The sequence below is a fragment of the Flavobacterium sp. 316 genome (genome assembly GCF_000967805.1).
Taxonomy (GTDB): Bacteria; Bacteroidota; Bacteroidia; order Flavobacteriales; family Flavobacteriaceae; genus Flavobacterium; species Flavobacterium sediminilitoris.
Genome location: NZ_JYGZ01000006.1, coordinates 93799 through 114528 on the forward strand (window position 1 = coordinate 93799; position 20730 = coordinate 114528).

The following is a 20730-nucleotide window of genomic DNA, read 5'->3' on the forward strand; positions in this document are numbered from 1 at the left end:
AATATAATTAATTTTTTATGAGAAAAGCATTTTTAGTATTTAGTATAACTTCTATAGCTATAATAGGCTTATTGACTTATATAAATTGGAAATTCAGCTTCCTTCTATTAATATTCATCCCATTAATTCTTATGGGATTATACGATATGTATCAGTCGAAACATACTATTAAAAGAAACTTTCCACTTTTAGGACGAATGCGATATCTACTGGAAGATATAGGACCAGAAATGCGTCAATATTTTATAGAAACAGATACCGATGGTAAACCTTTTAATAGACTGCAACGTAGTATGGTGTATGCTCGAAGCAAAAAAGAAACTGATTCAAAACCGTTTGGAACACAACTAGATACTTACAAATCAGGTTATGAATGGATTAATCATAGTATCAGAGCCATTTCTTTTAAAGATTTAAATCATAATCCTAGAGTAAAAATAGGATCTTCTCAATGTACAAAACCATATATGGCGAGTATGTTCAATATTAGCGCTATGAGTTTTGGTAGTTTAAGCAAAAATGCCATTTTAGCCTTAAATAATGGAGCTAAAGAAGGTGGCTTTTTTCACAATACAGGTGAAGGTGGACTCTCTCCTTATCACTTACAAGGTGGCGATGTAGCTTGGAACATTGGAACTGGCTATTTTAGTTGTCGAAATAATAACGGAACGTTTAATGCAGATGAATTTCAAAAAAGAGCAATACTTGATAATGTAAAAATAATAGAAATCAAATTTTCACAAGGTGCTAAACCTGGTCATGGAGGTATTCTACCTAAAGAAAAAGTAACTGATGAAATTGCAGCTATTCGATTAGTAGAAAAAGGAAACGATATTATCTCACCTCCTACTCATTCTGCTTTCACAACTCCATTAGAATTAATGACCTTTATTAGATTACTACGAGAAAAATCAGGAGGAAAACCTATTGGAATTAAAATTTGCATTGGTAATAAATCAGAATTTATAAGTATTTGTAAAGCAATGGTTGAAACGAACACTTATTTAGATTTCATAACTGTTGATGGTGGTGAAGGAGGAACTGGTGCTGCTCCACCTGAATATTCTGATTCTGTAGGAATGCCATTGCGTGAAGCTTTAGCCTTTGTATATGACTGCCTAAATGGCTTCGGAATAAAAAATCAAATAAAAATTATTGCTACAGGAAAAGTTATTTCTGGATTTGATATTATTCGAAACCTTTCTATAGGTGCCGATTTATGTAATTCAGCAAGAGGAATGATGTTTGCCTTAGGTTGTATTCAAGCATTAGAGTGTCATTCTAATACTTGTCCTACTGGCGTGGCAACACAAAACCCAAAATTAACTAAAGGTTTAGTTCCTGAAGAAAAAAGCATTCGCGTAGCAAGATATCAAAATGAAACTGTAAAAAGTGCAGTTGATTTAATGACATCAGCAGGAATAGATCATCCAGATAATGTAACAAGAGATTGTGTTACTACTCGTATTGACAATAATAAAGTAGCCACTTTTGCTGAAATATTTCCAGAATTAGAAACATGTTGTCTATTAAATGAAAATACTGTGCCTGAAAAATTCTTATATTTTTGGAAAAAAGCAAGTAGCGAAAAATTTTAATTTAATTAAAAATTAGTCATACTACATTATGAATTACTTTATAAAACAAGAAAAAATACGCTTCCAACATGTTGATTATGCAGGCATCGTATTCTATCCTAGATTTTTAGAAATGCTTAACTGCCTAGTTGAAGATTGGTTTGAAGAAGCGTTAGAAAGACCCTTTTCTAAAATGCATGAAACAAACGGTATTCCAACAGTCGATTTGAAAATACAGTTTAAGAAAGCAGCACGTTTAGGAGAAATATTGACTAAAAAACTTTGGGTTAAAAATCTTGGAGGCGCTTCTATTTTGTGTGGTTTTATATTTGAAGATGAAAAAGGAAAAACATGTCTTGAAGGAGAAGTAACCTTAGTAAATGTAGCCTTTAATGAAAATCGAAACAATATAAAAGCAGAACCCTTTAATGAAGAAATGAAGAATAAAATTATGAATTACAAATTATGAACTACGAGTTAATCTCGTTTTCAATTCATAATTCGTAATTTAAAATTCGTAATTAATAAACTATGGAATTTAAAAAATTTAAAGCAGCAACCGTTCAAACAGCACCCGTTTTCTTAAATGTAGAAAAAACTATTGATAAAGCTATTTCATTTATAAAAGAAGCTGCAAATAATGGAGCTAAACTAATTGCTTTTCCTGAAGTTTTTGTAGCTGGTTATCCATATTGGAATTGGATTATGACACCCATACAAGGAAGTAAATGGTATGAAGAGTTGTATAAACATTCTGTTGATATTACAAGTCCTGAAATAAAAAAACTTTGTATAGCAGCAAAAGACAATGATATTCAAATTGTTATTGGAATAAACGAAAGAGGTAAAAGTTTTGGTGAAATATATAATACTAATTTAATTATAGATAATAAAGGGACAATTATTGGTAAACATCGGAAATTAGTACCCACTTGGGCTGAAAAACTAACATGGACTTCTGGTGATGGTTCATCATTAAAAGTATATGATACAGAAGTGGGACCATTAGGAACCTTAGCTTGCGGTGAAAACACCAATACATTAGCTCGTTTTACTTTACTTACTCAAGGTGAATTAATTCATATAGCTAATTATATTTCGTTGCCAGTTGCTCCACCTGACTATAACATGGCGGAAGCTATAAAAATTAGAGCTGCTGCTCATTCATTTGAAGGAAAACTTTTCACTATTGTTTCATGTTCGACAATCTCAAAGGAAATTATGGAAATATTAAAGCCAGATGTTCCAAATGTAGAAGAACTCTTAACCCGTAAAAATTCTGCTTTCTCTGGATTCATTGGACCAAATGGAGCTACTATTGGAGAACCTTTAATCGATGATGAAGGAATGATTTATGCCGATATTGATTTGGCAAAATGTATTCAACCAAAACAAATGCATGATATTTTAGGACACTATAATCGATTTGATATTTTTGATTTACGAGTAAATACTACTCCTACAAAAAATATTACCTTTATAAATAATCACGAAGAATTCAATAAAAGATAAAATACCTGGCAGGTTTATAAAACCTACCAGATATAAAATTATACATTTATGGAAGAACAAAACCAATCAGACGATCAATACGGAAGAGCTAGAGTACAAAATACTCCAGAACTAGAAGCATATTATAAAGAATTAGAAAATCTTGGTGCTGGTGCATTATGGACAGTTGCCAATGATATAGAACCTTGGGAACCTAAATCCAATTCTGTTCCTATGCTGTGGAAATATGATGATTTACGTGATTTAGTCTTAAAATCATCTGAACTAGTAACACCTGAGCAAGCTGGAAGAAGAGTTGTCTATTTAGTCAATGATAAAAGAAAAGACGTTGCAGCTGTTGTAGGTTGGTTATATTCAGGCATTCAAGTTACACGACCAGGAGAAAGCACTTCGGCTCATAAACACAAAGCCTCTGCCCTACGTTTCATTATGGAAGGAGAAGGTGGTTATACCGTTGTAGATGGAAATAAAATTACGTTTGAAGTAAATGATTTTGTGATTACACCAAACTCCACTTGGCATGAACATGGTGTTGATCCAAATGGAAAAACTTGTATTTGGCAAGACGGATTAGATATTCCTTTAATAAATGCTCTAGAAGCGAATGATTATGCTGTCTTTGATGGTAAACAACCTTTAGATGTTCCCTTGAACTATTCTCCTATTAATTATGGAACTGCTGGAATAATTCCTGCTGATAAAGTTTGGGACAAACCTTATTCTCCTTTATTCAAATTTTCTTGGAAAAAAGTATACCCTGCTTTAGTTGAAGCTTCAAAAAGCAATAAAATTAACCCTTTTGATGGTGTTATTATGCAATATTCTAACCCTATGACAGGAGGACACGTAATGCAAACTATGGGTGCAGCTATGCAACTTTTACCTGCTGGTTTTAAAGGAAAAGCTCATAAACATACTGGTTCGTTTGTATATCAATGTGCAAAAGGAAAAGGATACACAATCATTGATGGAAAACGATTCGATTGGGAAACACGTGATATTTTCTGCGTTCCATCATGGGCTTGGCATGAACATCATAACGCATCAGAAACTGAAGATACTTGTTTGTTTAATTTCAATGATTTACCCGTTATTGAAAAACTAGGCTTATATCAAGGAAAAGAATACACTGAAAACGATGGATTTCAAATAATTAAATAATAATTTCAAGAGCAATAATCAATTAAAATTAGAATGGGGAAAAAATTAACTGTATATATGATTGATGGAACTGCTTATGGTCCAAGATTGAGTGAAATTGGTAATTGGGTTGGAAAAGCTATATATAGTCCAAGAGCTTCTATAAATAAAATTATGAATAGAAGTGAATTTGATAATCCTGGGATTTATTGTTTAAAAGGCGATCCTACTGATGATGCTTTTGATGAAAAAATATATATTGGTGAAGCAGAAAACATAAAAAATAGATTAAAACAACATTTAAGCGACCCAAATAAAGACTTTAAGGAATTAATTTTCTTTGTTAGTAAGGATGAGTTATTAACTAAAACACAAATTAGATATTTAGAGTCAAGATTAGTACAAATTGCGATAGAAGCTAAAACTGCTCAAATTGATAATGGAAACTCTCCGAGTTTACCAACATTGCATGAGGCTGATATTTCAGATATGGAATATTTCCTTGAACAAATCAAACTAATTTTACCTGTAATGGGTTTTAAATTTTTAATATCTTCAACTGTCAAACAATCTGATGAAAATCAAACAGAAAATATTAATTCCATTCATGAAACATATTTCATCAAAACAAAAACTTTCAAGGCTTCAATGAAAGAAACTGATCAAGGTTATATTGTAACTAAAGGTAGTGAAGCTAAAAAAGAGCTTTCAGAATCTTGTACTGAAACCTATGTAAATATGAGAAGAAAATTAGTTGAAACTGAAATAATGATTGAAGATAAAGGTAAATTAATCTTTGTGGAAGATACTGTTTTTAATAGCCCTAGTGCTGCTTCAAATATGATTTTAGGAAGGAATTCAAATGGATTCACTGAATGGGTCAATAAAAATGGTCAAACATTCAGAGATGTTCAAGAAATAACAAATGCAAATAATGTATAAACAATAATTTAAAAAAATTAAAAACTGTTAACTTATAACAGCAAACTTAAAAAATATGAAACTACTTACTTATAAAACAGAAACTTCAGAACCAAGACTAGGCTTTATTTATAACAAACAAATTATTGACATGGAAGATTTTGGAGATATTTCCAATTTCCCATTGCCAAGTGATATGTTAGAACTAATTGATATGGGATTTGAAGTCATTTATGAAATTAATAATCTAATAGAAGATACAACAGAAAAACAATTAGCTCAAATTAGTTATAAGATGGAAGAAATAACTATTTTAGCACCTATTCCTTATCCTAGAAAAAACATCATTGGAATTGGATTAAATTATACTGAACATGTTGCGGAAAGTGCAAGAACATTAGATACTGCAAAAGAATTACCACAACAACCTGTTATTTTTTCAAAACCTCCTACAACTGTTACAGCAACAAATACTGATATTTTATTAAATAGAAACCTTACGAATCAATTAGATTGGGAAGTAGAATTAGCTGTTGTAATCAGTAAAAAAGGGAAATATGTTTCTAAAGCCGATGCACTAGATCATGTTTTCGGATATACCGTTATCAATGATATTTCAGCAAGAGATTGCCGTCGTTCAGGACAATGGATTGTTTCTAAAGGACAAGATACTTTTGCACCAATGGGACCAATTATAGTAACCAAAGATGAAATTGAAAATCCTCAAAACTTAGATTTATCTTTAAAAGTAAATGGTATTGAAAAACAAAATTCAAATACTAAGTTTATGCTTTTTAACATTAATGATTTAATTGAAGATTTAAGTACGGTTTTTACATTAGAAGCAGGCGATATCATTGCAACCGGAACTCCTGCTGGTGTAGGAGCTGGAAGAAACCCGCAAGAATGGTTGAAAGATGGCGATATAATTGAGGCTACAGTTGAAGGAATTGGAACTATTGTAAATACGGTAAAAGAGATTTAATACACACTTTAACTAATTGAATGCTTCTTTTGGAAAACACCTTGTCTTCCAGAATGCAGTTAAAAAACTAGAATTCCAATAAAAACCTTATAATGAAAAAAATTGTATTATCACTACTTCTTATTATCAGCCTAAAAAATAATGCTCAAGTTAATGATGTTGTCACCAACATCGATTGGCCACAAGATATAATAACCCACAATAATGATTTGTACATCGTTGAACGTTCAGGACAACGAATAATAAAAACTGATCTTACAGATGCAACTCATCAGATTACAACTTTAGTATCAGGAATGATAAATATGTATGGTGTTGCTATTCATACTAATTATTTATACTTTTCACAAAATACTACTGATAAAATCTTTAGAATAGATTTAACAGCAACTAACCCCACTCCAGAATTAGTACTCTCAAATGCTCTTGGTGCTTATTCAATAGCTTTCAAAGGAGATGAATTATATATTTGTGAAAGATCTAATAATAAAATTGTAAAAATTAATGTCACAGAATCAAATCCTGTTAAAACTGATGTAGTAACTATAAATACACCAGAAGGTTTGTTTTTTAATGGAGATGATTTGTATGTTTCTGGGAATAATGATTATAAAATTTATAAAGTTGATACGAATAACCCAAATCCTACAGCTACAGTTTTAACTGCTCTTTCTTATGGTATACATGCACAAGGAATGACTGTATACAATAATGAACTCTATTTTACGCAAGCTAATGTTGCAAGGGTTTCTAAGATAGATCTATCAGTTGCAAATGCTTCACCTGAAATTGTAGTTGATAGTGGCTTAAATGGCCCTAGAGCTTTAGCTATCTCTGGTAGTAATTTATTCATTTCAGATTCTTCTGGAGATAAAATATCCCAATTACAATTGGGGACATTAAGTATACATGAAAACACTATAGCGGATCAATCATTAAGTCTTGTTCCAAATCCTGCTAATAATGTAATACAGGTTCGTGGATTACAAGAATTAACAAATTATAGTATTTATTCTTATTTAGGGAAAAAAATTAGTTCTGGCAATACTAATAACAATACATCTATAAACATTGAATCTCTAGAAAAAGGAGTCTATTTTATTCATTTAGAAGCTACTAAATCTACATTACAATTTATAAAAATATAAAAATGAAAAAATACAGAATAGGTCAAATTGTTCCTTCTTCAAATATAACGATGGAAACCGAAATACCAGCAATCTTTCGTTCTCGCGAAACTATTTTACCAGAACGTTTTACGTTTCACAGTAGTAGAATGCGAATGAAAAAAGTAACCAAAGAAGAACTCGAAGCAATGGATGCCATGAGTTTAAAATGTGCACAAGAGCTTTCAGATGCTCATGTGGATGTTATGGGTTATGCGTGCTTGGTAGCGATTATGAGTATGGGACGTGGTTATCATTGTGTTTCCGAAGTAAATCTACATCAAGAAACAATTGCAAATGATTTCCCTACTCCTATTGTAACTTCTGCTGGAGCTTTAATTAATGGACTAAAAGTATTAGGTGCAAAACAAATTTCAATTATTACACCTTATATGAGACCTTTAACCAATATGGTTGTTGATTATATTGAACACCAAGGCATAAAAGTAAAAGAAAGTATTGCTTTAGAAATTCCTGATAATTTAGAGGTAGCCGCTCAAAATCCGATGAATTTATTAGAGATTTACAAACAATTAGACTTAACAGATGTAGACGTATTGGTCGTTTCTGCCTGTGTGCAAATGCCTTCTTTAGAAGCTATTGACATCATTCAATCAGAATGTGGTATTCCTGTAACATCTGCTGCTGTTTGTACTACTTATGAAATGATGAAAAAAATTGGCATTGAAGCTAAATCTGCTATTGGTGGAGAATTGTTAAGTGGAAAATATTAAACAATACTTCTTATAAAAAAATGCTGCTCAAAAAGAAAATATAGTTATTCTTTTTGAGCAGCATTTCTAATTTTATAAATAGGTTACAATTATTTTTTAACAAACTTATTACTAGAGATTATTTTTCCTCCTTTATAAATTTTAATAAAATATACCCCTTCATTCAAATCTGAAATAGTAATAGCTCTCTCTTTTGATGTAATTACTTTTTTCCCTTGCAAATTATAAATTTCTACAGTATCGAAATTACTTTTAGAATGAACATTTAAAACCGAAGATACTGGATTTGGATATATTACAAATAAATCTTTATTTTCTAAATTATTATCCTTCATTTTACCAAAACCTAATTCACCATTTGGATCAAGTACTACTGCATCGTGATAAATCACATTTGTTGTTTTTGTTGTTGTACAACCAGTATTCACATCTGTAACTACAACAGTATAAGGATAAACACCGTTTTGAGTCTTAACGATTCCTATTTCATTAGCTGTACTTATTACAGTACTTGTTGTCGTTGTTCCTTCATACCATTTGTAAGTATAATTTCCTGCTGGCAATCCTTTTACTTTCCTAATGGTAGGTTGGCCTAATTGGTTAATCATATTTACACCAAAATTAAAGCTTGGTCCACCTTTCACAATAATTCTCATCGTTTTCTCAAACCAACCATTGGAAGCACCAGAATTTATAGCTAATTTTACTCTATATTCTAGTGTAGTTCCTTCTGGAGCAGTGAAATTATATCCTCCAAGAGTATTATATACTTGTGATAAATCAATTGGTGTATCAGATGGCAATCCAGAGTACCAATTATTAACCCATTGTGAAGTATTTCCATTTGCATCTCTTTTATGTATTTCGATAAAGTAATTAAAAGGCAAATAAGTATCTACTGTACCTGTAGCATCTAAAATTACCGATTCACCACTACAAGTAAAAATACCAATATTAGTATCTGCACTTACCCCATTCAATGCCATACCTACATTACTTGGTCCAACTAGGCTTGGGTTGCCATTACTTTCTATAACTACATCGTCTAAAAACAAATCCATGTTTCTCATTGTAAAATTACTCGTTGGAATATCTATATAAGGAGCAAAAACTAATTGCGTATAATTTTTCGCTGGTGTAAATGTAAATTTTACAGTAGACCAAGTATTAGTAGAAGGTGATGTTATATTCTTTACCACTTGAATATCTGTATATGGAAAAATTGTATTTACAGAATTATTAAGGTTAATATCCATCTCTTGAGGAGAACTTAATGAAATATTATGATTAGGCTTCGCATCATTAGTAGCCATAATGTACAAATGATCGAATACTCCTTTTGTTAACATTTTAAAACTAACAGTATAAGTTACTCCTTGCTTCATTGGATAATACATATAAAAAGTTTGTCCTTCTCTATTCCATTTACCCATATGAGTTATTTTATGGTATGCATGCGCAAATCGGTTTCCAGTAGGAGCATTTACTTGTGCAAAACCACTAGCTTCTGATCTTGGTGATCCTGTTATAGTATACCAACTTGGTCCTAAATTATTTTGCTTAAATCCATCATAATTAGAAACTGTAGTTGTTTGTGTACCATAAATATTTTCAAATCCTCCATTAATTAATTGATAAGGCTGTGCATTTGAAAATAAACTGGCAAGAAGCAAACTCGTAATGATTAATTTTTTCATTGTAATATATTTTATTTATTTATATCACAAAATTAGAGCTAGCAATAGGATTAGTTCCGAGTTACTCAACCTGTTTCTAAAGGTTTATTCACCCTTTCTTATTATTTAAGAATAATGGTTGATAGTTAGTAATAGGCTTTATATCAAAAAAAAGCGACCTGAATATCTTCAGGTCGCTTTCATTTTATTAGGTCAAAAATTACTCCACAATTGTCATTTCATCAACAATGTTTTTCGCTCCTGAGAAATTCTCAATTACCCATAACACATAACGGATGTCAACATTGATTGTACGTTGTAAGTTTTTATCAAAAATAACATCACCAGCCATAGCTTCAATGTTTCCATCAAATGCTAAACCAATTAATTCTCCTTTACCATTTAATACTGGAGAACCTGAATTTCCTCCTGTAATATCGTTATCAGTTAAGAAATTTACGTGTAAAGAACCATCTTTATCCGCAAAACGACCAAACTCTTTTTTAGCGTTCATTTCTAATACTCTAGTAGGTAAATCAAATTCTAAATCTCCCTTCTTGTATTTTTTAACTTGTCCTTCTAACGTTGTGTAGTTATTAATCGTTGCATCATTACGTTTGTCTGTTGGTAATGCACGAACTTTTCCATAAGTTAAACGTAAAGTTGAATTAGCATCTGGATATTTAATCTCTCCTATTTTAGACTCTCTTAAACCTTCTACTAATAAACGGAAAGAAGCTCCAAAATCATTTTGTGCTTTTACTAATTCATCACTTTTCGACAAGTAATGATTCAATAAATCATTAGTTAAAGCATATAACGAATCATTTTTAAGTGATTCTTCTGATGGTGTATCTAAAAATGCTTTTACTTTATCAACAGAAGTAAAAATACTTGAATCAAAAGCTTCATTTACATATTTTGTAAAATCGCCATTGTTTTCTTTCGCTAATTTTATAACTATTGGTGCTAAAGTATAACCTGCTTTCTTATTATATAAACTCAATTGAGCTGCTAAAATATCTTTTTCCGCAGGAATATGTAATTCTTTATGCATTGCTTCAGCCATTTCTATAATCATTGGAGCTATTTGTGCTCTCTTTGTAGCATCTGCTTTTGTATAAATGTCTAATTGTCTTCCTAAGCCTCTAGCAACTGTTCCAAAAGCCGATGTTCTAAATAACTGCATTAAATAGTTATCATGTTGTGCTTTTTCATTAGTCATTGCATAATACGCATTAATTGTAGGCACTACATTTCCGTATTTTGCTTTATTTGCTTTCTTGTTTGCCCATTTGTGAAATTTAGCTTCTTGAGCTGCTTTTGTTTTAGCTGTACCAAACTTTGATAACGCATCAATCATTCCTTGACGATTTTTCCAATAGTTGGCAACACCTGCAAATTTAGAAGCATAAATAAGATTTAACGCATCACTTTGCACCATGTATTTTTTCATGTTATCCATTCCAGTTTTTGAACCTTCAACCCAAGCTGGATAAGCAAATTTTACATTTTGTTCAATTCCACCAGCAGGCATCCAACGGTTTGTTCTTCCTGGGTAACCTAAAATCATAGCAAAGTCATTTTCTTGAACTCCACCAATATTTACTGGTAAATGGTGTTTTGGTTGTAAAGGTATATTACTAGTTGCATATTCTGCTGGATTACCATTAGCATCTGCATATACTCTAAACATTGAGAAATCGGCTGTATGACGTGGCCATTCCCAGTTGTCTGTATCTCCACCAAATTTACCTAAACTTTCTGGTGGTGTTCCTACTAAACGAACGTCTTTATAATCTTGATATACAAAATAATAATACTCATTTCCTTGAAAAAACGGACGAACAGAAACAGTATATTTCCCTCCTTCATTATTTTCTTTTTCAATTTTTGCAATTTCTGCATTGATAGCTTTTTCTCTATCTGCTTCACTCATATTCGGATTTACAACCGATAATATTCTTTTTGAGCAATCATCCATACGAACAAAGAAACGTACGTATAAGCTAGAAGGTTTTAACTCTTCTGCTCTATTTTTTGCCCAATAACCATCTTTTAAATAATTTTTTTCTGCTGATGATAATTCTGCAATAGCATCGTATCCACAGTGATGATTTGTTAAAACTAAACCGTCTTTTGAAATCATTTCTGCGGTACATCCACCATTAAATTGTACAATCGCATCTTTTAAACTGTGATTGTTAATACTGTAAATTTCTTCAGCCGTTAATTGCAAGCCCATTTTTTGCATGTCGCGGTGATTTAATCGTTCAATAAACATTAAAAACCACATTCCTTCGTCCGCTTTTACCGAAAAAGGTACAAGCATACAAAATGCAATAAGCGATAATAAAACTTTTTTCATATTATAATATTTCTTTAGTTCTGCGAAGATAATTTTTTTAAAAAAGATTGGTATAATTATCTTAAATAAAAATGAGACATTAAGATAATATTAACGTATAGACGTTCATTTTTATAAATCACAACAAACAACACAAACCAATAATAAAAACGCTTTGTTTATTATTATTCGAAAATTAAAAGTGTCAATAGAATTTCTGATAAAACAATTAACTATTAAACTATATCCTATTAAAACATACTTCACAAAGTGCTAATTTTGTATTATCTATAGTTTTAATACTTTCTACCGCATCTGTCATAACACATTTTTTATTGGAACAATGTGGTAAACCCAGATTATGCCCAAATTCATGAACCGCAACTTTTTTCAATCTTGTAAAATGAATCATAGAATTTTTATGTTGCAATCGAAAAGTGGAAACAATACAACTATTTCCTGGACAATAAGCTAATCCCATAATTCCCCAATCTTCATATTTGTACTTTGGTTCTCTTGTTTTTCCCAATTTATCTTTTTTAGTTGTAGATATATCGCTTTGAGTTATACCTATAATAAAATCTAGAGTGTCTGCTTTAGTTCTATTCTGAATTTTAATAATACTATCGGCTCTATATCTAGCTGACTTGATTTGGATAAAAGCCTCTTTTGGTAATTTAATTTCAGGCAATACAATTGTTTTAACTTTATAAAATTCGGAAATTGTTATTGCAATAGTATCTGCTTTACCTTTTGAAAAACCAGCATAAGGCTGAATTCCTACTATTGTATTTTTATTTAATCCACGTGTACATGAACAAAGCATTATTATAATGGAACAAAAAAAGAATCTAATTAACATTTTTATCATTATTTATAATTGGTATACTAAAAATTAAAAGTATTAAATAAAATTAACACAGTATTAAAAATATTAAAATCGCACAATACAATAAAAAAATTGTCGCAATTACACCTATATAATGTCATAATTATAGACTATTAGTTACATAAAGAATATGGATATTTGTAATAAGATTTTTTATATTTATAAATACAAAACTAAATAATACCTAAAAACAGCAACGTGTAATGAATGCTATGTTGCAAATGAAAAAAATAGATTGCCAAAAATTAAAAAATGTATACAATGAAAACTAAAATTAAAATTACAACACTTGTAAATGCCTCAAAAGAGAAAGTTTGGCGTTACTGGACAGAACCTAAACATATTATAAAATGGAACAATGCTTCCGAAGATTGGCATACTCCAAAAGCAGAAAATGATTTTACTGTTGGAGGAAAATTTGTTTATACTATGGCCTCAAAAGATGGATCAATGAGTTTTGATTTTGGAGGAACTTATAACGAAATAGAAACAAATGAAAAAATAGTATATACTATTGATGACAATAGAATTGTTGAAATCCTATTTGAATCTACTGATAATCAAATAAAAATAACAGAGACTTTTGAAGCTGAGACACAAAATCCAATTGAAATGCAACAAACAGGTTGGCAAGCTATTTTAGATAATTTTAAAAACTATACAGAAAACAATTAAACTATACATATCATGGGAAAAGTATCAATTTATTTAAATTTTCAAGGCAAAACAGAAGAAGCATTTAATTTCTACAAAACAATCTTTAAAACGGAATTTATAGGGAAAATTATGTACAACAAAGATGTTCCTATACAAGAAGGAATGCCTCCATTCCCTGAAAGTGAGCAAAACAAAGTAATGCATGTATGTTTACCTATTTTAGGAGGAACTCATTTAATGGCAACAGATATGTTAGAATCAATGGGACATAAAGTCATTATTGGAAATAATACTAGTATAAATTTAGAACCCGATTCAAAAGAAGAAACAGATCGTTTATTCAATTTATTATCTGAAGGAGCTACAGAAATTCAACCTATGCAAGATATGTTTTGGGGTGATTATTGGGGTTGCTGTTTAGACAAATTTGGAATCCGATGGATGTTTAATTATACTTATCCACAAAAATAGAATGACACTATAATAAAAACTGTGTAAGTCAGAAATGATCGCTTACACAGTTTTTTTAAGTATTATGAAAGAGTATATTCTTATTATTACCCATTTGTTCTTCTACTACTTAATTTATACTTCATTACATCTTTTGTGAATGTTGTATTTTGAGTATTCAAGTAATTCAATTCGGAAACAATCTCTGGTTTCTTCTCTATCAGTTGTGCTACCACTTCATAGGTTATCGTTCGTATTTTTTTATTAATAGTATTATTTTTTCCAAACTGATTTTTAATTACTTGAATAAAAGTTTCTCTATTATTTACATTTGTTTTAGTATCATAAATTATCTGAATTTCTTCTTCTAAAGATGTTTTTTGTTCTAAATGCTGAAAATAGATTGTTAAACATTCTTGCCTTTGCAGATTCTTGTCCCAACCATCTAATAATAATTCTTGCGCTTCTTTAGGTGCTTTTATCTTTTCTCGTAAAATTTGTGCGGCCTTTACATACTGCCCTCTGTTTACACTATCATCGGTAACTTTATAATAGGCTTTATGTGCTCTTTCTATATCGTTTAAATTGACATACATATCGCCCACTTTTTCAAAGTTATTAGTCTTTTCATATAAACGTAACGCTTCTGTATATGCTTTTCCTTTTTCAAAACATTCTGCTGCTTTGGTTTCGTTTTTTAAGTATTTTAAATTAATTGTTGCTGCTTCTATATACAACTCACCATCATACAAAACATTAGCCGCAGTATAATTATCTTTTAACAATTTCATGTATACATGAGCGGCTTTTTTATATTCTTTTTGTGCAACATATTCTTCTGCTAAACTTCTATATTTTTGTTCAATTTTATTAAAAACACTGGTTTCTAACAATACATTTGAACCCGAGCCATTATCTGATCTATTAATACTTTCTCCTGAATTACTTAATCTCTTTAATACTTTATACAAGACCAGAGAAATTACAACTGTTGTAAGCATTAAAATTACAAAATCATTACTTCCTAAATAGAATCCAGAAATTAAAGAATATATTACTTTAGTGAGGAGGATTATGAATACTACATCCATAACCTTCTTTTCAAAAGAACGTTTATTTTCCATCTTTGTCTTTATCTTTAAATATATCTTTTTCTATATTGAACAAATCATTAATTAACGTAGCTATAAAAATTAAAGTCAATATAGAATACCATTTTGTAAGTCCGAAGTTAGCATACATAAAACTAATTAAATAATACAATGAAACCACAAGAATCAAAAGCATTAGTATTTTATTTATTGTAGCTGATTTTCCTTTAAAATCGAACTTGGATCGCATCCCTAAACGAATGATACCACCAATACAAACTGCAACAAATAGAAAAAGTACAAACTTATTACCCGTTGAGGATACTAAATAATCATCGGACAAGCTTTTTGAATGGGAAATGCTGTAATTAGCAAAATACTTAATAATGTTAAACATAAAGAAAACCCCTATAACTAGTAAAATAATATTCACAATCTTTGAACTTTTTTCACTCGCATTTTGAGCAATTGGATTGCCAGCATTATCTGTCCAACCAAAAAAGCGAGAAAAAGATTCTTTAAAACTACCTCCAAATTGAAACACTCCAGCGTTATCTCCTCTAGATGTACCTAAAGTATCTAAGGGTATTGCATATTTCATCGCTAATTCTGGATTTTTATCCATAAAAGCTAAAAACTTCTCCATTTCTTTTTTATTACCTGCCATTAGTTTTTTCATATCGAAAGGTAATTTTTCTAACTGTTCTTCTTCTGTTAACGGATTTTCTAATGCTTCTAAAATGGTCGCTTCATCATATTCCACATGAACCGAACGCAATTGTTTTGGAATAAAAATACCTGAATGAGGCGTTTTTAGCCTTACATTAATTTTTCTAAAAGGATTTAAAATTGTTACCCAATCAATCGCTTCTTCTAGTTCGATTAAACCCAATTCTGGATGTAAAAAATGATAATGCTCTCCCAAAATTTTATTCCCTTCTTCTTTAGATAAAAAAGGAGCAATTATAGCATATTCTGGAATAAATACTTTTTCTTCATACAGTTGTACTTGTAAATGAGCATGCTCCTTCTCAATTATATTTACAGGAAGTACAACCAAACAACCATATAGTTCGTTTGCTACTGAACTAGGAATTGGATAACAAGCATAGGAAGCGATAGCAATACCCAACTCTTGCAGGTTTTGCAACCATACCAAAGGAGTATTGCCTTTTATCACAATTCCTGCAATAGGATATTTGTTTCTTTTATACGGTTGTAACGTTAGCTTCATGTTCTATAATATACTGAATGAATGGTTTGTAGTATTTATCGTGGAATTCTTGTACTTCAATAATTTTTAAATCATTTTTTTCTGGTAAAAAATAAGGATTACCTACAAATATTTCATCGGTTGACATTGCTGTTTTAAAATCTAAAACAAATGGAATATACATTTTTGGAATACTGGTATTACTGCTTTCTAATTCTAAAATTCCATTATTACTTTTAATAATACTTCCATCTTTAGACATGAAATGCGTTGTTTCAATATAACAAGTCGCTCCTAAATTTTCTAAATCAGCCTTTATACTTTGCGCTTCAACATTAGTTAAATTCTCTTGTATTACCATTATTTCAGTTTTGAATTCAAATATTTCAGTTTTAGTTAAATTCAATTTATGAATAAAATATTGTACTACTTTAGATCTATTGTTTCCATGCTTTTTTAATAGTAATGAAACACGTTCTTCAAAATAAATTGTGTCTTCGGTATAACCTTCATAACCATCAAAAAAAGTAACTTCATGCAACTGTTTACCATTAATAATAAGCAAATTATTACTTATCTTAATTTCCTTAAATCGTTTGAGTAAAGTATATTTTTTAGTATTGTTTCTAAAATTGTACACAAACTCCTTATTTTTAATCACATATCCCTTAAAGCACTCTTTTACAGCATCGTGAGCCGTTACAATACAATCGTACGCATCGGTAATTTTGTAAAATAATTCCCCATCTGAAAGATAAATATTGTTTTCCTTTGAAAAAAGGATTAACGGATTTATGGTATTAACTGTTATTACCTTAGCTTCAGTAGTTTTCCGTTCCAAATCATAGTAATAAAGTGTTTTTTCTTCGGCTATCCAATTTACTAAAAATAAGACTCCTTTTTTATCTTTGTACAACGAATATTGCCCTGTAATAAAAGGAATAGCACTCGCTATTTTTGCAAAACCTTTACTGAGTGGTTCTTCTTGAAAAGCAAACAAACTGGTATTAAAATACAAATAGAATTGCCCTTCATAATGAAATACATTATTATAATTTCGTTCTACAGGATATAAAATAGGCACTTCTCCTTGATTCCTACTCTTAATTACTCTAGTTTGTAATACTGGTTTTTTACTCCATAATTCTTCTAAAGGCAATTGTATCTTTTTTATATGTTTTCTTACCTTATTTTTTACTTTATAAGTATCAATTACTCCAGAAGCAGTAGTTGTGACGATGAAATTAATCTTATCAAAATGTTCGTTAATTACTTTAGTAAAAGGTATTGATTCAAAGTTTTCTTCTTGAGTAAACACGAATAATTCTACCTCCTTAAGACTTCCGTATTCTTTTTCAAAATACTGCTCTAAACCTTCTCCTCCATCTAATCCTCCACTCAATTGTTGCAAACTAGCAATTACTTGGCTTACTGTATCTATTTTTATTGGTGTATATTGCTTACCAAAGGCATATACCACACATTCGATATCGGTTTTTGGATGTTTTGCAATCGCTAAAGCTGTAGCAAAAGCTACTATTTTTGGGTTTCCCCAATTTTTTAACGAAACATCGAGCAACAAAACACGTACTTTCTTATTGTCTTGTGGTGGAATTTCTCGTTGAATGTATAAAGCTTCATTATTAGCCAAACGCGACATGAAAACCATGTCATCATTCGCAAACTCAGACAATAACAACTTATCGAAATCACCTTTATTCGTTAAATCAGAAACACCTCCTATAGGTTGTTGACTTGGTACATTATGATGAAATGGAATATTCAATCCAGACCAAATGCGTTGTATTAAACTACCTACTTGAAACGTTTTTTGTTCTTGAATTAGTTCTTCTATAAAATCAATTGTCTTGTTCGACTCTAAAGGTTGTGAAACTTCTTCTTCTAATACTTCTTCTATTTTTTCAGGTTCAGGTAAAGCTGTTAATGCTTTGAGTAAAGATTCTTTAGTAGGAAACTTTTGTTTTAATAAAGCAATCGTTCTAAAATCCTTTATAAAATTGGCATCATTGAAAGGAATTGATCCAATTATCTCTAAATAATCTGATTTAATATCTTTAAAATCACTAATTAGCTTCTTAGCAGTTTCACTACCAACTCTATTATGGCATTTTTCAAAAATGGTTTTAAAAAGTAAAATACGATTATCACCTGTTTTGTACTCTTCAGGTAAACTCGCTAATATTTTTAAAAAATCAAAAGCAGCACCTACTCGATACAAATTAGCATTAGGAAATGAACTAGCCCGTTCTTTCGATTTAGCATAATGATGTAAAGTAACTAATAAAGCTTCACTATTTGAATTGGTAGCTACAATAGCTAACAACAATGAACCAAAAGGTGGAATACAATCATCCGAAAGTAATTCTAAAACTTCTGTAACATATTCTTTATACGCTATCGATGTACCATCTAATGATTCAAAAACGTAACGAAAATTATCAGCTTCGTCAAAATGGAAATTACATTTCCAAAAGTAATCCTCATATTGCTGAAAATATTTATTAAAATCCATTTTTTTATTCGTTTACCGTTAGTCGAAACGAGCTAAGGCTTAAAGATTTACAATCACTCAAAGGAATAGACAAATAGCTGTTATTATTTTGAAATAAAAGCATACTGTCATTATTCGGGTTGAGTTGTTTTTTTATAATTGGAAACAAAACATCAAATTCCAAGGCATAACCTGTTGGAAACAAGCAATTGTCTTTTAACCAATACGTTTGTCCTTTAATAGGTAACAAAGGTGTACCTAAAAACAATATGCTATCTTCAATGATTATCCATTTTAAATTCTGCAAACGTACTTGCGGTAGTGTTTCAATATACCCTTTTACATTTTCCAATTTAGTGATTACTCCATAAGGCTTTTGTTCGGCTTCACTTTTTACTATCTTGATGTCTATTTTGTCATGAATACCAAAATAATTCATATTGTATTTCGGTAAATCAATAGGCAAAGCATTCAAAATAGGCATCCACAACAAAGCAGAAGGTAATTTTTTCGTAGGTACTAATTTGTCCTTACGAAACAACAATTGCTCTTTCAATTCATACACTATAATGTGCGGAATTTGTAGCAAAACGACATCGTTAATTTGCAAAGGAGTAAAGTCTTTAATAAAAGCCCTTTCTCCTTCAAAAGCCAATTTCAAATTGTCCCAATGACGTATAGGAGCCAAATATTCCAAATGACTTTTATGTAATTCCACATAGTACATTACGCAAATGTTTTAAGCATTTTCTGCCACAATTGTTCAATTTCCTCTTGAATGTATTTCTTTTGTTCTGGGTTTTTAATCCAATCACAACGGGTTTGTACATAGCGCAATTTATCTTTTATGATATTCTGCTCTTCAAAAGACAAGGTACCGTCGTTCCATTTCTCTGACAAATACTTCACTTCTTTCATTACCTCTTCTGCATCAGGAACTTTATTATAAACTGCTTGTGGATGGGCTTTTTCACTAGTATCTTTTTCAATCACATGATTCACAATACCTTCCAAAACCTCAACTTGTTCTTCGGTGTCCCAAATGTATTTCAACACCCACAAATCCGATAAAATAGCAGTGTCCCTACCACAAATAAAAGCACTTGCCGCAATTAAATTTTGAATTTTAACCGCTCTACGGTCGGAAACATTGATTCCTGCATTACGCAACGAATGAATTAAATCGACATATTCTTTACGAATAGGTGACAAATCTACTTTTCGTGTTGCTGCTTGCAATTCTCTCACTTCATCTGCTTTTATAGTTGGAGTTGTTTCATCTGTTTTATTTTCTAATTTCCAACCCGCTAAAAGTACTTCGTTCAATAAATCAGGATCTACATAATCACATTTTACGCGAAGTAAAAAACGGTCCAGCAAAGCGTTTAATGCTTCGTCTTCTGGTAATAGATTACTCGCTCCCACAAACATTAAGGCTGGCAATTTCTTTGTTTCTTTACCTCTACGGAATATTTTTTCGTTCAAAGCCATCAATAAACTATTCAAAATAGCCGAATTGGCATTGAAAATTTCATCTAAAAAAACCATAGACGCTTCTGGCATCATGGCTTCGGTATTGGTAACCAATTCACCGTCTTTTAACTTTCTAATATCAAAAGGACCAAAAATTTCATTTGGTTCTGTAAAACGGGTTAATAGGTATTCGAAGTTTTTACCGTCTTCGATACCATTAGATAAAGCTCTAACAATAGCACTCTTTGCTGTTCCAGGAGGACCTAACAAAAAAGCATTTTCTCTAGCCAATAAACTTATACCAAGCAAATCGACAATTTCGTTTTTACCGATGAAGGTTTCTTTTATATGTTTTAAAAGGGCGTTTAAAGTATGTAGTGTGTTCAT

The 20730-nt window shown here is 30.7% G+C and carries 18 protein-coding genes; 10 read left to right on the forward strand and 8 right to left on the reverse strand.

Features of this window, described 5'->3' with window-relative positions:
• Nucleotides 1-17: 17 nt before the first annotated feature.
• The 8 genes from SY27_RS13880 (at nt 18) to SY27_RS13915 (ending at nt 8035) form a co-directional block, all read left to right on the forward strand.
• A complete protein-coding gene (locus SY27_RS13880; protein ID WP_045971375.1) occupies nt 18-1598 on the forward strand; it encodes an FMN-binding glutamate synthase family protein in 1581 nt (526 codons plus the stop codon).
• 28 nt (nt 1599-1626) lie between these two features.
• Nucleotides 1627-2046, forward strand: a complete 420-nt coding sequence (locus SY27_RS13885; RefSeq protein ID WP_045971378.1) for an acyl-CoA thioesterase — start codon at nt 1627-1629, stop codon at nt 2044-2046.
• 62 nt (nt 2047-2108) lie between these two features.
• Nucleotides 2109-3089, forward strand: a complete 981-nt coding sequence (locus tag SY27_RS13890) for a carbon-nitrogen hydrolase family protein (RefSeq protein WP_045971380.1) — start codon at nt 2109-2111, stop codon at nt 3087-3089.
• A 48-nt stretch (nt 3090-3137) separates the two neighbouring features.
• Nucleotides 3138-4250 carry a cupin domain-containing protein gene (locus tag SY27_RS13895; RefSeq protein ID WP_045971382.1) on the forward strand — a complete coding sequence of 371 codons (1113 nt, stop codon included), beginning with the start codon at nt 3138-3140 and terminating at the stop codon, nt 4248-4250.
• Nucleotides 4251-4283: 33 nt separating this feature from the next.
• Nucleotides 4284-5171, forward strand: coding sequence for a GIY-YIG nuclease family protein (locus SY27_RS13900; protein ID WP_045971384.1), 888 nt, complete (start codon nt 4284-4286; stop codon nt 5169-5171).
• A 55-nt stretch (nt 5172-5226) separates the two neighbouring features.
• Nucleotides 5227-6135, forward strand: a complete 909-nt coding sequence (locus SY27_RS13905; RefSeq protein WP_045971386.1) for a fumarylacetoacetate hydrolase family protein — start codon at nt 5227-5229, stop codon at nt 6133-6135.
• A gap of 92 nt (nt 6136-6227) precedes the next feature.
• Nucleotides 6228-7283: a T9SS type A sorting domain-containing protein gene (locus tag SY27_RS18295; RefSeq protein WP_052705346.1), complete on the forward strand. Its 1056-nt coding sequence runs from the start codon at nt 6228-6230 to the stop codon at nt 7281-7283.
• A 2-nt stretch (nt 7284-7285) separates the two neighbouring features.
• Entirely contained in the window at nt 7286-8035 is a 750-nt protein-coding gene (locus SY27_RS13915) for an Asp/Glu racemase (RefSeq protein WP_045971388.1), read from the forward strand.
• Nucleotides 8036-8124: 89 nt separating this feature from the next.
• On the opposite strand, the gene SY27_RS13920 is transcribed toward SY27_RS13915, so the two are convergent.
• From SY27_RS13920 to SY27_RS13930, 3 genes are all read right to left on the reverse strand, one after another.
• Entirely contained in the window at nt 8125-9732 is a 1608-nt protein-coding gene (locus SY27_RS13920) for a T9SS type A sorting domain-containing protein (RefSeq protein ID WP_045971390.1), read from the reverse strand.
• A gap of 199 nt (nt 9733-9931) precedes the next feature.
• The gene (locus SY27_RS13925; protein ID WP_045971392.1) at nt 9932-12079 is read right to left on the reverse strand and encodes a S46 family peptidase; all 2148 of its coding nucleotides are present in this window, start codon (nt 12077-12079) and stop codon (nt 9932-9934) included.
• Between the two features lie 220 nt (nt 12080-12299).
• A complete protein-coding gene (locus SY27_RS13930) occupies nt 12300-12929 on the reverse strand; it encodes a matrixin family metalloprotease (RefSeq protein WP_082084364.1) in 630 nt (209 codons plus the stop codon).
• 279 nt (nt 12930-13208) lie between these two features.
• Here SY27_RS13930 and SY27_RS13935 point away from each other — a divergent pair, with 279 nt between their 5' ends.
• Both SY27_RS13935 and SY27_RS13940 read left to right on the forward strand, forming a co-directional pair.
• Complete coding sequence (locus SY27_RS13935) at nt 13209-13622, forward strand: SRPBCC family protein (RefSeq protein ID WP_200894153.1); 414 nt, start codon at nt 13209-13211, stop codon at nt 13620-13622.
• A gap of 12 nt (nt 13623-13634) precedes the next feature.
• Complete coding sequence (locus tag SY27_RS13940; protein WP_045971396.1) at nt 13635-14075, forward strand: VOC family protein; 441 nt, start codon at nt 13635-13637, stop codon at nt 14073-14075.
• Between the two features lie 86 nt (nt 14076-14161).
• On the opposite strand, the gene SY27_RS13945 is transcribed toward SY27_RS13940, so the two are convergent.
• Genes SY27_RS13945 through SY27_RS13965 form a run of 5 tightly spaced genes read right to left on the reverse strand, consistent with a single transcriptional unit; the run spans nt 14162 to nt 20730 of the window.
• Nucleotides 14162-15178 carry a lipopolysaccharide assembly protein LapB gene (locus tag SY27_RS13945; RefSeq protein ID WP_045971398.1) on the reverse strand — a complete coding sequence of 339 codons (1017 nt, stop codon included), beginning with the start codon at nt 15176-15178 and terminating at the stop codon, nt 14162-14164.
• The gene (locus SY27_RS13950; protein ID WP_045971401.1) at nt 15168-16379 is read right to left on the reverse strand and encodes a hypothetical protein; all 1212 of its coding nucleotides are present in this window, start codon (nt 16377-16379) and stop codon (nt 15168-15170) included. The genes SY27_RS13945 and SY27_RS13950 overlap by 11 nt, the downstream gene beginning before the upstream one ends.
• The gene (locus SY27_RS18300; protein WP_052705351.1) at nt 16354-18891 is read right to left on the reverse strand and encodes a hypothetical protein; all 2538 of its coding nucleotides are present in this window, start codon (nt 18889-18891) and stop codon (nt 16354-16356) included. The genes SY27_RS13950 and SY27_RS18300 overlap by 26 nt, the downstream gene beginning before the upstream one ends.
• 4 nt (nt 18892-18895) lie before the next feature.
• Nucleotides 18896-19597: a hypothetical protein gene (locus tag SY27_RS13960; RefSeq protein WP_045971403.1), complete on the reverse strand. Its 702-nt coding sequence runs from the start codon at nt 19595-19597 to the stop codon at nt 18896-18898.
• Nucleotides 19597-20730: an AAA family ATPase gene (locus SY27_RS13965; protein ID WP_045971405.1), complete on the reverse strand. Its 1134-nt coding sequence runs from the start codon at nt 20728-20730 to the stop codon at nt 19597-19599. The genes SY27_RS13960 and SY27_RS13965 overlap by 1 nt, the downstream gene beginning before the upstream one ends.

Coding starts and splice junctions, on each gene's coding strand:
- SY27_RS13905 (WP_045971386.1), top strand. CDS start 5,227: ATGAAACTACTTACTTATAAAACAGAAACTTCAGAACCAAGACTAGGC.
- SY27_RS13945 (WP_045971398.1), bottom strand. CDS start 15,178: ATGGAAAATAAACGTTCTTTTGAAAAGAAGGTTATGGATGTAGTATTC.
- SY27_RS13900 (WP_045971384.1), top strand. CDS start 4,284: ATGGGGAAAAAATTAACTGTATATATGATTGATGGAACTGCTTATGGT.
- SY27_RS13915 (WP_045971388.1), top strand. CDS start 7,286: ATGAAAAAATACAGAATAGGTCAAATTGTTCCTTCTTCAAATATAACG.
- SY27_RS13880 (WP_045971375.1), top strand. CDS start 18: ATGAGAAAAGCATTTTTAGTATTTAGTATAACTTCTATAGCTATAATA.
- SY27_RS18300 (WP_052705351.1), bottom strand. CDS start 18,891: ATGGATTTTAATAAATATTTTCAGCAATATGAGGATTACTTTTGGAAA.
- SY27_RS13890 (WP_045971380.1), top strand. CDS start 2,109: ATGGAATTTAAAAAATTTAAAGCAGCAACCGTTCAAACAGCACCCGTT.
- SY27_RS13935 (WP_200894153.1), top strand. CDS start 13,209: ATGAAAACTAAAATTAAAATTACAACACTTGTAAATGCCTCAAAAGAG.
- SY27_RS13930 (WP_082084364.1), bottom strand. CDS start 12,929: ATGATAAAAATGTTAATTAGATTCTTTTTTTGTTCCATTATAATAATG.
- SY27_RS13925 (WP_045971392.1), bottom strand. CDS start 12,079: ATGAAAAAAGTTTTATTATCGCTTATTGCATTTTGTATGCTTGTACCT.
- SY27_RS13940 (WP_045971396.1), top strand. CDS start 13,635: ATGGGAAAAGTATCAATTTATTTAAATTTTCAAGGCAAAACAGAAGAA.
- SY27_RS13895 (WP_045971382.1), top strand. CDS start 3,138: ATGGAAGAACAAAACCAATCAGACGATCAATACGGAAGAGCTAGAGTA.
- SY27_RS13950 (WP_045971401.1), bottom strand. CDS start 16,379: ATGAAGCTAACGTTACAACCGTATAAAAGAAACAAATATCCTATTGCA.
- SY27_RS13885 (WP_045971378.1), top strand. CDS start 1,627: ATGAATTACTTTATAAAACAAGAAAAAATACGCTTCCAACATGTTGAT.
- SY27_RS13965 (WP_045971405.1), bottom strand. CDS start 20,730: ATGAACACACTACATACTTTAAACGCCCTTTTAAAACATATAAAAGAA.
- SY27_RS13920 (WP_045971390.1), bottom strand. CDS start 9,732: ATGAAAAAATTAATCATTACGAGTTTGCTTCTTGCCAGTTTATTTTCA.
- SY27_RS13960 (WP_045971403.1), bottom strand. CDS start 19,597: ATGTACTATGTGGAATTACATAAAAGTCATTTGGAATATTTGGCTCCT.
- SY27_RS18295 (WP_052705346.1), top strand. CDS start 6,228: ATGAAAAAAATTGTATTATCACTACTTCTTATTATCAGCCTAAAAAAT.